Here is a 15,611-nt window from a genome sequence, read left to right as displayed (position 1 = left end):
GGCACATCATGCAGCTCTCCGATTTCCGCGTAGGCTGGCGCCTGCTCGCCAAAGACTGGCTGTGGTCCGGCAGCGCCATTGCCGGCCTCGCAACGGGCTTTGCCGCCTGTTTCCTGCTGCTGGGCTATGTGATGTACTCGTTCAGCTACGACAACAGCCATCCCGACCCCGACCGGGTGTATCTCGTCAAGACGCGCTTCCATTTCCCGGGCGTGCCGGAAGACTGGTCGGAGCAGGGAACGCAGGCGCTGCGCACGACGGTGCTGCACGACCGCCTGCCTGCCGACGTGACGATGTACGCCCAGGTGCCGGCCGCGCTGGTCGTCAACGATCACGCGGTCGCCGCCCAGGTCACCCTGGTCGATCCCGCGTTCGTCACGATGATGGGCATCCGCGTGCTCGCCGGCGATGCCGCCGCGGCACTGCGCCGGCCGGACAGTATCGTGCTGACGGTCACGGGAGCCCGGAAGCTGTTCGGGCGTGACAGCGGGGTGGTGGGGCAGCTGGTCACTGCGGCGAACGAGCGCTACACGGTGGGTGCGCTGGTGGCCGACCCCGCCGGCGCGACGACGATCCCGTTTGAAACGCTGGCCGGCACGGGCTCCACGTTGTGGGCGGGCCCCGACCGGGATGATGCGACGCAGAACTGGGGCCGCCTGTTCGGGCGCGTCTACGTGAAGCTGCACGCCGGTGCCGATCCGGCCACGCTGACGGCCGCGCTGCAGCGCGCCTCGGATACGTCGCCGCTGCATAGCCAGCTCGATCCCGGCTTCCTTGCGCAGCTGGGCGACAAGGCCCTGATGGATGTGGCGCTGGTGCGCCTGCGCGATGCCTACCTGGACCCGGACCTGGGCAAGGGCGCGCTGCTGCATGGCGACCGTCCCGTGCTGGCTGCCGTGGCGGCGCTGGCGTTCCTGATCCTGCTGCTGGCGGCAATCAACTACGTCAACCTGGCAACCGTGCGCACGCTGCGGCGGCAGCGCGAGATCGCCATCAACAAGGTGCTGGGCGCCCGCGCCGGCCAGGTGGTGACGCAGTTCCTGGCCGAGTCGGTGCTGATCGCGCTGGCGGCAACGGCGCTCGGCCTGCTGTGCGCGTGGCGCCTGATGCCGCTGTTCGGCGATCTGATGAACCGCCCCATCGACGGCATCCTCAGCGCAGCCGTGGTCGCGCTGTTCCTGGCGCTCGGCCTGGTGACCGGCATCCTGGCCGGCCTGCACCCGGCGTGGGTGGCCCTGCGCGTCAAGGCGGCCGTGGCGCTGGCGGGACGGAACGACCAGGAATCGCGCGGCGGCCTGCGCGTGCGGCGCGCGCTGACAGTGCTGCAACTGGGCAGCGCGATGGCGCTGGCCAGCATCACCCTCAGCGTCGCATGGCAGACCTACCACGTACTGGGCGCCAGCCCCGGCTTCGATGCGCGGGCCAAGCTGGTGATCGACGCGGGCGCGCCCTTCACGGAACCCGATGCCCGCGTGCGTTCGTTTATCGAGGCGGTGCGCAACCTGCCCGGCGTGACGGGTGTCGGCCAGAGCCTGGAAGCGGTGGGCCGCAAGGATATCGTGCAGAAGGGCGCCCTCAAACGTGACGGCGCCGCGCCCATCACGATCGAATGGAAAGGCATCTCGCCCACGTTTCTGAGCGTGTATGGCGCGCAGCCGCTGGCGGGGCGCATCTACGACGAACGGCGCGATACGGACTTCAAGGCTGCGGGGCTGGTGTTGACCGCGTCGGCCGTGCGCGCGCTGGGTTTCGCCACACCCCAGGAGGCGATCGACCGCACCGTGGATGGCGACGGCAAGAGCTACCCGATTGTCGGCGTCGTGCCGGATATCCGCTTCCAGAGCCTGCGCGAGGAACCGTCGCCGGTGGCATTCCGGCTTACGCGTCGCGCACCCGTGCTGACGGTCAGCTTCCAGGGCGGCGCGACGGCGATGGAAGCGGCGGTGGAGACGGCATGGCGCCAGTACCTGCCTGACCGGGCCCTGAAGATGACGCGCCAGGAGACGCTGCTGGCAGCCCATTACGCCGACGATGTGCGCAGCGTGAAGCTGCTGGCGGCGGCGGCCCTGCTGGCCATCGTCATCGCCGCCATGGGTGTCTACGTGCTGTCGTCATACAGCGTGCAACGGCGCACCCGCGAGATCGTGCTGCACCGGCTGTACGGCGCGGGCCGGGGCGACATCGTGCGCCTGCTGGGCCGCGAGACGCTGGTGCTGGTCGCGATCAGCGCGGCGGTCGGCATTCCGCCGGCGCTGCTGGTCGTGCGCCATTACCTGGCCGGTTTCGTCGACCAGGCGCACGGCTGGGGATGGGCGATCCTGCTGGCATTCGCCATCGCGGCGCTTGTCGCGCTGGCATCGGTGCTGCGCGGGATCGTCGTCGCGCTGGCGTTGCGGCCGGGCGCCGCACTGCGCACATGACGGCGCCGCCGGCGTGGACGTCGCTGCATGTCTTTATCCACGATTTCGCCCGGCTGGACGGCTTCCTGTGCGACTGCCTGGCATCGGCGCCGCCGGATTTGCTGGCGGAGTCGTTCTTCATCCGCTACTGGCTGGGCGGTCCGCACGTGCGCATCCGCTTCCGCGACGCCGCCGCGGCGCCGGTGCTGGCCGCGCACGTGCGCGACTACCTGGACCGCAACCCCTTCCACTCGGCGCTGGAGCCGGACAGCTATTACCAACAGTTCGCATCGCAACTGCACACGGAGCCCGAGCGCTACTGGCACGGCAACGGCGAGCTGCGTTACATCGCCTATGCGCCGGAAGTGGCGCGCTACGGCGGACTGACCGGTCTGGCGTTGTGCGAGCGCTTCTTTGTCGACGACAGCAATGCCACGCTGGCGCTGTTGCGGCGGCATACGCCTGCGGAGATGGAGAAAATCCTGTTCGGCTGCTGCCTGGTGCAGTACGAGGTGCTGGCGCAGGCGGGCCTGTTCGAACGCTACCTGCGCGACTGCCACGGCATCGCCGATCGTGCGGACCTGGACGGTGCGCTCCAGGTCCGCGCCGGCACTGCGCTGGCACGGGCCTGGCCCGGACTGCTGGCGGCCGGGGCGCGTCACGCGACGGGGGCCTACTATCCGGCGACGCTGGCGCAGTACCGCAACCGTCTGGCACGCATCAGTGGTGCGCTGGCCGATGCCGGCATCGCCGGGGTGCCGGGCATCCTGCATGCGCTGCTGCACATGTCGTTCAACCGCGCCGGCATCGTGCCGTTTCGCGAGAATACGATCCGCCTGTTCGCGCTGGCGCTGCACAATGAAGGGATACCCGCATGAGCTTTCTGCAACTGCGCGTCAACTGCGCCGACAACAGCGCGCCGTTCTACCGGCTGGTGGCGGCGCCGCTGCAGGCGACATTGGCGCGCCAGGGCTATTTGCGCTGGACGCTGTCCCGCGGCTGGCAACACGGCCCCCATTACTTGCTGACGTTCGATACCGGCGCAGCCAATCTGCCCTCGGGCTGGCTGGACGAGGCACAGGCCCTGGTGAGCGAATTTCTCGCGATGCATCCGTCCACGGCGGTCGATCCGGTACGTTACCGCGCCTTGCAGGCACGGTTGAACGATATCGAGGCGGCGGGAATCGATCCGGACATCGTCGCGCCCAACGACACGCTGTCGGTTCACCCGACGGACGCGGCGCGGCTGGCGGCGAAGTATGAATCCACGAGCCAGTGGCAATCCGTCTTCGATACGGAAACACGGCTGCGCGAGCTGGTGATCGACCGCTGGCTGGACGCGGAGCGGCACGACCGGTTCGTGGCCCAGATGATGGTGCTGCTTGCGTGCGTCTACCCGCCCGTGCCGTCGGACGACCCGGCCCGGCCCGAATACGACGGCTTCCTGTCGTTCCACTCCAATTTCGTATTCTGGCGCCACGCGCTGCCGCCGCACCAGCGCGTGCAGGTCGACGCCCGCTTCGACACCGACTACGCGGCCATGCTGGACGAGTATGTTGGCTGGCTGGCGGAGCTGCCGGACGCGGTGACGGGCCAGACGGCACTGGGCCGCACCGCGCAGTTCATGATGGAGCGCTTTGCGGCGTTCCTGGCGTTGGCGGGGCGCGACGTGATTCACGCCCGCTCGCCATTCGCCCGCCAGCAGACGGCGCAGCGTTCATCCGTGTCGGACTTCCACAAGGAGTTTTTCTACAACGCGGACGGCAGCGCGTATCAGTTCAGCCAGGACTTCTGCGCCTACCGCTGGCTGCTCAATATCGTCTACAAGACCCTGCCGCTGCTGAACATCGCGCCGCTGCGGCGCCAGCAGTTCAACCAGGCGCTGGATCGGCTGCACCTCGCTTATCCCGCCAACATCGCCGCCATCCGCGCGGCGCTGCCGGCCGCGCAGGTCTAGCGCGGATTGCCGAACTGGCGATCGAGCCAGTCGTACGCCGTTTCCTGCGCCTCGCGCGGGAATGCGTGACCGCCCGGCAGGATGCGCGTTTCGAACTTGTCGGCGGCGTGCCACGCGCCCCAGACGTGGGCCATCTTCGCGTATGCCTCCTGCACGGAGGGGAGCGGGAACAGCATGTCGGCCGCGCCGGCGAAAAACAACGCCGGCTTCGGCGCAGCCAGGCTGGCCACATCCGGGAAGTCAAGGTGGCGCAGCAGCCCCGGATGCAGCATCTGGAAGGCCGACGAGCCGCGCAGCTGGTTGTTCCCCGGGACCATCAGGCCCTGCGTCGTCGCCATCCAGTTGACGGCGACGACGGCCGTGATGGCATCGGACAGCGCCGCCACCTGCCAGGCACGCAGTGCGCCCATCGAAAAGCCCAGGGCGGCCACGTGACGCTTGTCGACTTCCGGCAGCGAGGCGAGGAAGGCGGCAGCACGCATGTCCTCCAGCGCCATATTGCCGGCCAGTGAGCTGCCCAGGTTGAAGAAGTTCGCCGCCAGCGCCTGTTGCGCGTCGCCCGTCATGGGCCCGCGGTCGCCCCAGCCCAGCGCGTCCGTCACCAGTACGACATAGCCGCGCCGCGCCAGCTCGTCGCCGGGGTAGCGTCCCGAAAAATATTTGTCCGCCCAGGTGCGCGATGCGGCGAGGCGCGCCTCGTCGCCCCACGGTTCGATCATCTTTTCCTTGCCGATGTCGAAGCGGCCGCCGTGATCGTGCAGCATCAGCGCGGCCGGGTGCGGTCCCAGCGCCTTCGGCACCAGCAGCAGCGCACGCACGCGGCTTTGCACCGTCAGGTTGAAGACGACCTGGCGCGCCACGTAGCTGCCGCGGTCCTGCTCGGCGATGAGCTGCGGCGCGAACGGCGTGCCGTCGCGGGCCTGCAGGGTCGCCTCCCACAGCTTCGCGCGGCCGGCCGCACGCCATGCCGGCAGATCCTTGACCTGCGGCGTCCAGGCCAGCGGGAAGGTCAGCTTCGCTTTCAGCGCGGGCGCGAATACGGGCAGGTTGCCGTCGATGGCTTGACGCTGGTAGTCCTGCGCAGCCGCCGGCAGTGCGATGGCGGCAGCCAGCAGGGCGAGCGCGCGGATGGCGGTCATGGAGTCTCCTCGTATCGTTTTCACTCATTTTGCCACGGCACGAAGAACTGCTAGGCAGCTTGGCAACTTTGCAATAGGATGTTTCTTGCTTTCACTAAGCAAATGTTGAAAGCGCCCTTGCACGTTCACCAGAAACCTGAGGAGTCGCTCGATGTCCATTCGTCCCGTTGCTGCAGTCTGTCTGTCGCTTTCCCTGTCCATGGCGTCAGCCTGGGCGCAAACCGAAGTGTCGTCCGTGCCGGTGGAGCAGGTCGAACCCGAGAAGATACTCGTGGTCGGCCAGCGCCCGGGCCCTGGCTTGTGGAAGGTGTCGAAGGACGATCATGTGCTGTGGGTATTCGGGACGTACCGGCCGCTGCCGAAGAACATGGAATGGCGTTCGCAGCAGGTCGAAACCGTCATCGCGCAATCGCAGGAGTTGCTGAAGGAACCCGGCGCGTCGCTGGAGTTCGGCTACCTGCGCTCGGCGCTGCTGCTGCCGTTTATGCTTGGCGTGGACAAGAGCCCGAACGGCGCTATGTTGCGAGACCAGGTGCCTGCCGGCGTCCACGAGCGCTGGCTCGCGCTGCGCAAGAAATACCTGAAGGATGACGAGAGCTATGAGCGCAAGCGGCCCGTGTTCGCGGCAGAGGAGCTGTTCGACAAGGCGATGGCCCACAACGGCCTGTCCCATGGCCAGGAGATCCGCAAGGAGATCGTCAGGCTGGCGGAAAAGAACAAGCTGAAGATCACGTCGACGACGGTGGACATGGACGTGGACAGCCCCCTCAAGGCCATCCGTGAATTCAAGAAAGCGCCAATGGACGACGCGGCCTGTTTCAACACCGCGATCGCGCGGCTGGAGACGGATATGGAGGCGATCCGCGTCCGTGCCAACGCGTGGGCCAAGGGCGATATCGATGTGATCCGCAAGCTTGATTATCCCGAGCACGAAAGCGCCTGCACGGCCGCATTTGTCAGCAACGCCGTGCTGCGCGAGCAGGCCGGCTTGGGTACCGTGCCGGAACGGATGCGCACCAAATGGCTGGCGGCGGCGGAGAAGGCGCTGGCCACCAACAGGTCCACCGTTGCCATGGTCCCGTTAAGCAAGCTGCTGGACCCGAAGGGATATCTGGCGGATTTGCAGGCGAAGGGTTATACGGTGGAGAGGCCTGACTGATCGCGGGCGATCACGGCGGCGGGCCGCCATTGATCGCCAGCAGCGGCGCCAGGCGCTCGACCACGAAGTCGATGAAGGCCCGCACCCGCGGCGGCACGTGCTTCTGGTTCAGGAAGATGATGGTGATTTCCTCGACGTCGCTCGGGTTAAAGTGGGGCAGCAGTTCCACCAGCGCGCCGCGGCGGATATCGTCGTAGACGTGGAACATGCCGAGCCGGCCGATGCCCAGGCCGTCGAGCGCCAGTTGGCGCAGCGTTTCGCCGTTATTGGTCAGCATGCCGCCTTGTACCGCGAGGTGAACGAGCTTGCCGTCGACCAGGAACGGCCATTCGTCCGTCGCACGGCGGAAGTTGAACGCCAGGCAGCGATGGCGCACCAGGTCGGACGGCTCGCGGGGAGTGCCATGCCGTGCCAGATAGTCGGGTGCCGCGACGATCACCTTGCGACTGCGTCCCAGGTGACGGGCGCGGTAGGACAGGTCGTTGAGGCGTCCCATCCGGATCGCCACATCCACCTCGTCGCGCTGCAGTTCCACCTTCGCATCGCTGAGCGAGATATCGACCGTCACGTCGGGGTACAGCCCTTGGAACTCGGGCAGCAGCGGCAGCAGATAGTGCTGGCCCAGTGGCAGCGAGACGTTTACCCGCAGCAGGCCGCGCACCTGTGCGAAGCCCTGCGCGACGCTCAACTCCGCCTCGTCGATGTCCTGCAGGATGCGCACGCAGCTATCATAAAACGCGCGGCCTTCGGTCGTCAGCGCCATGCTGCGCGTGGAGCGCTTGAACAGCTGCACGCCCAGCCGCTTCTCCGTGCGTGACACCAGCTTGCTGACGGCCGAAGGCGACATGTGCAGCAGCTGCGCCGTCGCGGAGAAGCTGCCCGTCTCCACGACTTTCACGAATACCTGCATGTCGCCGCTGCGATTGTCCAAGCGCCCTCCGAAAAACGAGGAGTATAGCCGCGTCAGGCGATCGTCTGGACCGTGCCGCCTTCGGCGCGGATGGAAGCGCCATTGATGACGGCGGCCCGCTCGCTGGCCAGAAACGCAACGACGTTGGCGACTTCGGCCGGTTTGGCCAGGCGGTAGATCAGCGACGACGGCCGGTTCTCGTCCATGAACTTGCGCTCGGCGTCCGCATACGGCAGTCCCGGATTGACGGACTCGATGAACGACTTCAGGCTGTCCGTTTCCGTCGGGCCGGGCAGCACGGCATTCACGGTGACGGCCGTGCCTTTGGTCAGCTCGGCCAGACTGCGCGAGATCGACAGCTGCGTGGCCTTGCTGGCGCTGTAATGGGCCATGGCCGCCATCGGCGCCAGCGCCACTTCGCTGGAAATGAAGACCACGCGACCCGTGCCGCGCTCCAGCATCCCCTTCATGTACGTGCGTGCCAGGCGCACGCCGCTCCAGACGTTGGTGTCGAACATGCGCTGCCAGTCCGCGTCGGTCGTGCTGAAAAAATCGCTGAGCGCATACGTGCCCATATTGTTGACGAGGATGTCGATGGCGGGGTAGCGCGCCGCCGCCACCGTTTCCGAGCCCGCGACACTCAGGTCCCCGACCAGCGGCAGCACGCGCTGCGCGCCGTGTTTGTCGGCCAGCGCCGCGACGGCTTTCGCCACGGTCGCCTCCGAGCGGCCGTTGACGATGACGGTTGCGCCTTCCTGCAGAAGGCGGTCGGCGATGGCATAGCCGATGCCGGACGTCGAAGCGCTCACCAGCGCGGTCTTGTTGTTCAGGTCCAGGTTCATGATGGCTCTCGATGGTGGTTGACGATGAGAAAGCAGAATACGGGCAGCACAGGGCTGGAAAAAGGCGGCCGCATGCACATCAGTGGTGAATCCGATTCACCAATGGATATCGCTTGACGGCTTTCCTACTAGAAGGTAGGCTACGCCCCATGACTACCGGCACATCTGAAAAAATCCTTTCCTGCGCACGGGCCTTGATCGTTGCGGGTGGCTACAACGGCTTCAGCTACGCCGATATTGCTGAAGTCGTCGGCATTCGCAAAGCCAGCATTCATCATCACTTTCCCAATAAGGTGGACTTGGTGACGGCGCTGGTTATCCAGCATCGTGAAGCCACGCAGAGTGGGCTGGAGAATCTGCAGCGCGCCGTTCCGGATGCGCTGGAACAACTGCGCGCCTACGTAAAGCACTGGGAAAGCTGCATTGAAGACCTCAGTGCGCCATTCTGCGTTTGTGCATTGCTGGCCGGGGAATTGCCGATCCTTCCGCAAGAGGTCGCGGTCGAAGTGCGAGCCTATTTCCACTTCCTGTCGGGCTGGATGGCATCGGTGCTGCGGGATGGTGCGCAACAAGGCACCATCCGGTTGTCTAATGACGCGCAAGCCGAGGCGGAGGTCTTCATGGCAACCGTTCACGGAGCAATGCTGTCGGCGCGAGCTTATGGCGATGTGTCCGTATTCGCTGCGATCGCAGGCAGTCAACTGGCGCGCTATCGGGCCTGATCGGTACGCTCTTGACAATATATCGCGCCGTAATCGCCGATTTACTGCGGCCAGTTGCCTACCAACTAGTAGGAAGTCTTTAACATCTTTAACTTTGAATGGATTATTCATGGACCACGTACCCGCTCCCGCACCACTCACACGCCAGGACAACTGGCTGAAACGGTATTACTTTATGCGCGCCACGGTTTCGTTCGCGTGGGTAGCTGCCATGCTGGCCCTTGCGCCACGTTCCGCCAGCGCTGCGGCAGTCCTTCTCGTCTGCTATCCAGCGTGGGATGCGTTGGCGAATTTTGCCGACAGCCGACGCAGCGGCGAACTGGCGGCCAGCCGGACCCAGCTGCTCAACGTCATCGTCAGCATCGCTGTCGTGCTGGCGCTGATCATGACCCTGCCTGACATGAATCGGGTGCTGGGTGTGTTTGGCGTATGGGCCATTCTGTCGGGGCTGCTTCAGTTGGGTACGGCGTTGCGGCGCTGGAAAGCCGGCGCACAGTGGGCGATGGTCCTGAGCGGCGCGCAGTCAGCGCTGGCAGGGACGTTCTTTATTCTCCAGGCACGCGGCCCGGCTGTGCCGCCGATCACGACAGTGGTGGGGTATGCCGGTTTCGGGGCATTTTATTTCCTCGTATCGGCAGTCGCACTCAGTATCAGCGGACGGCGCCGCCAGCACGGGTGATCGACGGGAAGCGCTCTGGCAGCTGATACGATCTGCGACTACGGCGGCTTCGTATGCAATGGCTGGGTTGCTCGGGACGCTGTCAAAGGCGGTGGCTTCGGGTGAACGGGCACCGTGTCCAACCCGACCGTTGTCAACGATGTACAAACCCGCGTAGAATGCGCCGTACGCGGGTGTAGCTCAATGGTAGAGCAGGAGCTTCCCAAGCTTAAGACGAGGGTTCGATTCCCTTCACCCGCTCCAGTTTCCGACCCCACGCATTGCGATTGGCGTGGCATCTTAACGATCGCCGGCAGCACCGCATGTCTTCTCGCATCATCGTTCAACTGCTGTTATCGCTGCTGTTGCTGGTTTCCCAGCAGCTGGCGTTGTCGCACGTCTATACGCACGTGCCGGCAGCGCAGCGGTTGGCGGCGCTGTTGCAGGCGGACGAACGCAACAGCGACGAGACGAAGCGGGCGCTTGCTGCCGATCACCTGTGCGGCCTGTGCGTCTCTGGCGACCAGCTCGCGCATGCGCTGGGTGTGCCTTCGTACAGCTTTGGCGCTGTCGCTCCCGAATACCTTCTCCTCGCCGCGGCCGATACGCCGGCCGCGTGCCTGCGTACCGTCTGCGTCTTCCAGTCGCGCGCGCCTCCTCTGGCCTGACCTGCTCCAAGTTCTGCAACTTTGTGACCGCCGCGCGCATTGAGCGCGGCGGCAGCTCGTCATTCCTATTGCCTGAGGTTTTACATGAATATGCAACGCACGCTGATCGCCAGCGCCATCCTGTCCGCCCTGTCTCCTGTCGTTTTCGCCGCGCCTGATGCTCCCGAGGACACGGTTGTCCCGAAGGTCGTCGTGACCGCCAATCCGTTCCGCACCGCCGAGGGCGACCAGATCCTCACGCCGGCCAAGGTGCTGCAGGGCGACGAGCTGCGCGACAAGGCCGGCAGCTCGCTGGGCGAGACGCTGTCGCAGGAACTCGGCGTGTCCGCGTCGGCCTTTGGCGCCGGTGCGTCGCGGCCCATCATCCGCGGCATGGAAGGGCCGCGCGTGAAAATGCTGGAGAACGGCATGTCCGTGTCGGACGTGTCCGGGCTGTCGAACGACCATGCCGTCGCGGCTGAAGGCGCCGTGGCGCACCAGATCGAAATCCTGCGCGGGCCCGCCGCGCTGCTGTACGGCTCGGGTGCCATCGGCGGGCTGGTGAACGTCGTCAACGAGCGCATTCCCACGGCGCTGGAAGCCAAACCCACGGGCCAGGTCGAGGCGCGTTACAGCACCGTCGACACGGGCAAGAACGCCTCCGGCACCGTCGATGCGGCGTTCGGCAAGATCGCCGTGCACGTGGACGGCAATGCGCGCAATGCCGATGACTACAAGATCCCGGAAACACGCGTGCTGAACGATCCCGAGTCCGCATCCGGCCGTCTGCCGCATTCGGATACGCGCGAGCGCAATGCCGGCATCGGTGCCTCGTACGTCGAGAGCTGGGGCTATGTCGGCGCCTCGGTGTCGCACCTGACGAACCTGTACGGCATCCCCAGCGACGAAGGCTCGCGCATCGACCTGGAGCAAACGCGCTACGACGTCGAAGGCCTCGTCAAGGCGCCGTTCTCCGGCATCGAGACCTTCAAGTTCAAGGCTGGCCACACGGACTACAAGCACGCCGAGCTGGGTGACGACGGCGCGCCCGAGGTGCGCTTCAGCAACCGTTCGACGGAAACGCGCTGGGAGCTGACGCACGCCCCGGTCGCCGGCTGGCACGGCACGTTCGGCATGCAGACGGAAAACACGCACTTTGCCGCGCTCAGCGCCGAAGGCGGGCCAGACACCGTGCCGACGACGCGCTCCACGTCCACCGCCGGCTTTCTCGTCGAGGAAAAGGACCTGGGCCCCGTGCGCCTGTCCGCCGGCGTGCGGTTCGACGCCGTCAAGCGCGAGCCGGTCGCCGGAAAGGAGCGCTCGTTCGACCTGAAGTCCGGTTCCGTCGGCGCGATGTGGCCGTTCATGCCGGGGTACGGCGCCGGCCTGACCGTGTCGTATGCGGAGCGCGCGCCGGCCACGGAGGAGCTGTATTCCTTCGGTCCGCACGACGCCACCGTCACATTCGACGTTGGCAACCAGGACTTCCGCAAGGAGACGTCGCGCAACGTGGAATTGTCGGTGCAGAAGAACACGGGCCTGGTGCGCTGGAAGGCCAACGTCTACCGCAACAAGTTTACCGACTTCATCTACGGCAATATCACGGGGACATTGCTGGACGAGGAAGGCAACCCGGGTGACGAGCTGCGCGAGCGCATCTTCCAGCAGGGCGACGCCACCGTGCGCGGCGCCGAGGCGGAGCTGACGATCAACGAGACGGGGGCGGGCTGGTCGGGTCGCCTGTTTGCGGACACGTCGCGCGGCAAGCTCGACGCCGGCGGCAGCCTGCCGCTGCAGCCGGCCGACCGCATCGGCGCCTCCGTCGGCTACCGCATGGATGCGTTGCGCGCCGGCCTGTCGCTGGTGCACGCGCGTGGCCAGGACCGCCTTGCGTCGTTCGAAAGCACGGAGACGCCGGGCTATAACCAGCTGAATGCGAACGTGTCGTACACGCAGAAGGTGGGCAATACGGACCTGACATATTTCGTACTGGCGAAAAACCTGCTGAACGAGGACATCCGCGTATCGACCTCCGTGCTGAAGGATATCTCGCCGCTGCCGGGCCGCAACTTCGTGTTCGGCGTGCGCGCGAAGTTCTGAAACCCGGGACAGGCCCCTGTTTCGAGGCAACGATTGCCTCGGGCAGGGCGTCGTGAACAGGCGCCAATGCTGGCGCCTTTTGTTATTGCGCATCACGGTTCGTTCGACGGTGCCTTCCTGCCCACTACAAGATTGACAGCAACTGTTGTCAAACGTGCGTCAACTAACTGACCGGCAACTGCCGTTGCGACATTCTCATTACAACGACGTGTGTCGTGTATCGGGAGAAAACCATGTCTGACAATCTGCAAGATCGCGGCGCGCAGGACCGCAGCCGCATCAACGTGAACGAACCGTGGGAGCTGCGTTACTGGACGAAGGAGCTGGGCCTGTCGGAAGACGAGCTGCGCGAAGCCGTCAAGGTGGCGGGGACGAGTGCCAGCGCCGTGCGCCAGCATCTGGGCAAGCCGCACTGAAAACGCAGTGTTTTAGTACGTACTCATCAGGTACATTGATAGTATGATGGCACCATCCGCGGGGTCGCCAGCGCATGCGCGACCACCCGCGGACAAGGCTACGGCCGGCAACAACCGCGCGCGACGGCATTCGCGTTGGCAGCATGCGCGTTTTCGCTTTTTGATGCAGTGGGCATGACTGAAGATATCTGGGTAAAAGGGTACGTCTATAGCGTGGATGTGGCGGAAGAGCCGCTCGGTAAATACCGGGGGCAAATTCTCATTAAATCGCACCGCTATTCCGGTCGCACGTTCGAACCGCCTGTGGTGATCGAAACGCCAGCGTGTTTCAAACGCGAGCATGCCGCCGAGATCGAAGCGCGCGCCCTGGCGCGCGAGCTGATCGACAGCGGCAACCTGGAAGACCGCCTGCGCACCGCGCCGGCGGAAGCGGTACCGCCGCAGACGGCGCACTAGCGCCCGGCGCGACCTGAAACTGCGCGAGTCGCTCGCGCAGTGCCATCGATTTGCCGTCTGAGAAGTCGAGCTGCGTCAACTGCGGCAACCTTACAGGTCCATCTTCAGGCGCGCCACCACGCTGCGCTTCGCCCCCGGCGTCACATACAGATTGCCCCAGGACGACGTGTAGTATTCGCGGTCGAACAGGTTGTGCACGTCAATCGATACGCGCGCGGCCTTCGTCACCTGCCACCAGCTCACCAGCTTGGCCGTCGTGTACGCGGGCAGCGAGTACGTGTCCGCCGTATTGCCGGCGCGGTTCCCCACGTAGTTGACGCCGGCGCCGATGCCGTAGCGGGCGCCGTTGGCAAAGGTTGCCTCGCGCATGGCCAGCAGACCGGCGCTCCATTTCGGCACGTTGGTCAGCCGCGTACCGGCCGGCAGCGTCCGGTCCTGCGTGACGCGGGCGTCATCCCACGACAGGTTGCCGCTGATGCGCCATTGCCGGTCGATCTGCCCGTACACATCCGCCTCGAACCCCGTGCTCTTGATTTTTCCTGCCGCGACGGAGTAGCCCGGCACGTCGCTGGCCGTCAGCACATTGGTCTTGGCGATGTCGTAGATGGCGAAGTTGGCGCCCAGGCGTTCGTCCGCCGTCTGCAGCTTCCAGCCGGCCTCGTACGCGGTGGAGCGCTGCGGATCGAACGGGCGCCCCGCGATGTCCGTCCCGCTGTTGCCGCGGAACGATTTGCCGGCCGAGATGTACAGCGAGCTCCAGTCGTTCGGCAGGTACGTGATGCCGGCGCGCGGCGACACGGCGCTCTGCTGCTTTGACGTGTTTGTTTTCGCGACGCGGTTCTCCACATCCTGGCTGTACTCGTCCCGGCGTAGGCCGCCCAGCAGTTTCCACTGCGGCGACAGGCTCAGTTGGTCCTGCACGAACACGGCCTTCACGCGCTGGCGTTCGTCCGAACTGGAGGTGCGATTCGTCAGCGCCGGCACGGGCGCGCCGTAGACGGGGTTGTAGATATCGAGCGGCACGTTGCCCGAGCGCAGGATCTCGGTGTTCATCCACAGGCGCGACGCTTCCGCGCCGACGAGCAGCGTATGGCCGATGGCGCCCGTGCTGAATTTACCCACCAGCTCGGCCTGCACGGAGACGTCGCGCGAAGGCAGCTGGCGCCACGTCGCCTGGCGGTTCAGCGTGCGGTTGTCCGCCGCCAGCGACGTCGCTTCCGTGTAGTTGCCGTCGAACGTGCTTTCCTTGTAGCTGGCGCCAAATTTCGCCTGCCAGTTGTCCGACAGCGCGTGTTCCAGCGTGGCCTGGTGCGTATCGCTGGTCAGGGTCATGTTGTCGTCGCCAGGCTCGTTGAGCACGCGGTCGCGCGGCAGCGTGCCAAGCTTGCCGCGCACGTTGATCAGGCCGCGGTCCAGCGGCGTGTCGGCGCGCAGGAATTCCGCTTCGTAGTTCAGCGTCGTCCGGCTGTCGATCAGCCACGTCAGCGCGGGAGCGATCAGGCTGCGGTTGTTGCCGAGCAGATTGCTGCGGCTGTCGCCTTCCTCCACCATCGCGTTGAGACGGTAAGCCACGCTGCTGCCGAGGGCACCCGTGCTGTCGAACGTGGCACGGCGCAGGCCGCGACTGCCGATCCCCACTTCAGCCACGTTCCGCGCCGTAAACTTCGGCTTTTTCGTGACGACATTGATCGTACCACCCGGCTCGCTGCTGCCATAGATGGCGGAGGCCGGGCCTTTCAGGAACTCGAAACGCTCCACGGTGGCCGTGTCGCGCGGCGGATTGTAGCCGCGCGAGCCGGGGAAGCCGTTGACGAGGAAACCCATGTCCGTGCTGGAGAAACCGCGGATGGCGAAATTGTCCCAGGTGCCGCCGAAGTCGTTGAGGCGCGCGATGCCGCTCACGTAATCGACGGTATCGGCCAGGCGCAGCGCACCAATGTCGTCGATCTGCTGCGTGCCGATCACGCGGACCGACTGCGGCACTTCGCGGATGGGCGTATCCGTGCGGGTCGCACTGCGGGTGTTCTGCGGGTTGTAGCCGCCGGTCGTTGTGCGTTCGCCGGCGACGGTCACTTGCGGCAGCGGGGCGTCCGCTTCGTCAAGGGCGTGGACAAACGGGGTGGCGGAGCACAGGCTCAGTGCCAGCCAGTGCTTCCTGGTGCGAAACAGCATGATATTCCTGGGAAATCGAAAGCCTGATACTATA

General features: G+C 65.6%; 14 protein-coding genes and 1 tRNA gene. 11 read left to right on the top strand and 4 right to left on the bottom strand.

The annotated features are described in order from the left end of the window. The first annotated feature begins 8 nt into the window (after window positions 1-8). The 3 genes from E1742_RS13990 to E1742_RS13980 are packed head-to-tail and all read left to right on the top strand — an operon-like array spanning window position 9 to window position 4,356. Complete coding sequence (locus E1742_RS13990; protein ID WP_134385528.1) at window positions 9-2,420, top strand: ABC transporter permease; 2,412 nt, start codon at window positions 9-11, stop codon at window positions 2,418-2,420. Then, window positions 2,417-3,277, top strand: a complete 861-nt coding sequence (locus tag E1742_RS13985; RefSeq protein ID WP_166793489.1) for a thiopeptide-type bacteriocin biosynthesis protein — start codon at window positions 2,417-2,419, stop codon at window positions 3,275-3,277. The genes E1742_RS13990 and E1742_RS13985 overlap by 4 nt, the downstream gene beginning before the upstream one ends. After that, complete coding sequence (locus tag E1742_RS13980) at window positions 3,274-4,356, top strand: hypothetical protein (RefSeq protein ID WP_134385526.1); 1,083 nt, start codon at window positions 3,274-3,276, stop codon at window positions 4,354-4,356. Before E1742_RS13985 ends, E1742_RS13980 begins: the two co-directional genes overlap by 4 nt. Here E1742_RS13980 and E1742_RS13975 read toward each other — a convergent pair. After that, window positions 4,353-5,495 carry a dienelactone hydrolase family protein gene (locus E1742_RS13975; protein ID WP_134385525.1) on the bottom strand — a complete coding sequence of 381 codons (1,143 nt, stop codon included), beginning with the start codon at window positions 5,493-5,495 and terminating at the stop codon, window positions 4,353-4,355. The genes E1742_RS13980 and E1742_RS13975 overlap by 4 nt on opposite strands. A 151-nt stretch (window positions 5,496-5,646) precedes the next feature. Here E1742_RS13975 and E1742_RS13970 point away from each other — a divergent pair, with 151 nt between their 5' ends. After that, window positions 5,647-6,654 carry a TraB/GumN family protein gene (locus tag E1742_RS13970; RefSeq protein WP_134385524.1) on the top strand — a complete coding sequence of 336 codons (1,008 nt, stop codon included), beginning with the start codon at window positions 5,647-5,649 and terminating at the stop codon, window positions 6,652-6,654. Window positions 6,655-6,664: 10 nt separating this feature from the next. Here the strand turns inward: E1742_RS13970 and E1742_RS13965 are convergent, their stop codons facing one another. Both E1742_RS13965 and E1742_RS13960 read right to left on the bottom strand, forming a co-directional pair. Beyond that, window positions 6,665-7,585: a LysR family transcriptional regulator gene (locus tag E1742_RS13965; protein WP_134385523.1), complete on the bottom strand. Its 921-nt coding sequence runs from the start codon at window positions 7,583-7,585 to the stop codon at window positions 6,665-6,667. Between the two features lie 32 nt (window positions 7,586-7,617). After that, window positions 7,618-8,406 carry an SDR family NAD(P)-dependent oxidoreductase gene (locus E1742_RS13960; protein ID WP_134385522.1) on the bottom strand — a complete coding sequence of 263 codons (789 nt, stop codon included), beginning with the start codon at window positions 8,404-8,406 and terminating at the stop codon, window positions 7,618-7,620. 149 nt (window positions 8,407-8,555) lie between these two features. Between E1742_RS13960 and E1742_RS13955 the strand changes: the two genes are divergently transcribed. The 7 genes from E1742_RS13955 to E1742_RS13925 all read left to right on the top strand — a co-directional run bounded on the left by E1742_RS13955 (window position 8,556) and on the right by E1742_RS13925 (window position 13,405). Further along, on the top strand, window positions 8,556-9,128 hold the full coding sequence (locus E1742_RS13955; RefSeq protein WP_134385521.1) for a TetR/AcrR family transcriptional regulator: 573 nt from the start codon (window positions 8,556-8,558) through the stop codon (window positions 9,126-9,128). 109 nt (window positions 9,129-9,237) lie between these two features. After that, window positions 9,238-9,807, top strand: coding sequence for a DUF308 domain-containing protein (locus tag E1742_RS13950; protein ID WP_134385520.1), 570 nt, complete (start codon window positions 9,238-9,240; stop codon window positions 9,805-9,807). Between the two features lie 169 nt (window positions 9,808-9,976). Next, window positions 9,977-10,050 (top strand) — tRNA-Gly (locus E1742_RS13945). 59 nt (window positions 10,051-10,109) lie between these two features. Continuing rightward, window positions 10,110-10,454, top strand: a complete 345-nt coding sequence (locus tag E1742_RS26185) for a hypothetical protein (RefSeq protein WP_166793488.1) — start codon at window positions 10,110-10,112, stop codon at window positions 10,452-10,454. Window positions 10,455-10,538: 84 nt separating this feature from the next. Next, window positions 10,539-12,533 (top strand): TonB-dependent receptor, encoded by a 1,995-nt coding sequence (locus E1742_RS13935; protein ID WP_134385519.1) that lies wholly within the window; start codon window positions 10,539-10,541, stop codon window positions 12,531-12,533. A gap of 233 nt (window positions 12,534-12,766) precedes the next feature. Beyond that, window positions 12,767-12,949 carry a DUF3606 domain-containing protein gene (locus E1742_RS13930; RefSeq protein ID WP_134385518.1) on the top strand — a complete coding sequence of 61 codons (183 nt, stop codon included), beginning with the start codon at window positions 12,767-12,769 and terminating at the stop codon, window positions 12,947-12,949. A 174-nt stretch (window positions 12,950-13,123) separates the two neighbouring features. Then, on the top strand, window positions 13,124-13,405 hold the full coding sequence (locus E1742_RS13925; RefSeq protein WP_134385517.1) for a hypothetical protein: 282 nt from the start codon (window positions 13,124-13,126) through the stop codon (window positions 13,403-13,405). A 90-nt stretch (window positions 13,406-13,495) separates the two neighbouring features. On the opposite strand, the gene E1742_RS13920 is transcribed toward E1742_RS13925, so the two are convergent. After that, entirely contained in the window at window positions 13,496-15,577 is a 2,082-nt protein-coding gene (locus E1742_RS13920) for a TonB-dependent siderophore receptor (protein ID WP_134385516.1), read from the bottom strand. Window positions 15,578-15,611 lie beyond the last annotated feature (34 nt).

Source organism: Pseudoduganella plicata (genome assembly GCF_004421005.1).
Classification (GTDB): Bacteria; Pseudomonadota; Gammaproteobacteria; order Burkholderiales; family Burkholderiaceae_D; genus Rugamonas; species Rugamonas plicata.
This window is presented reverse-complemented; position numbering and strand designations above follow the sequence as displayed.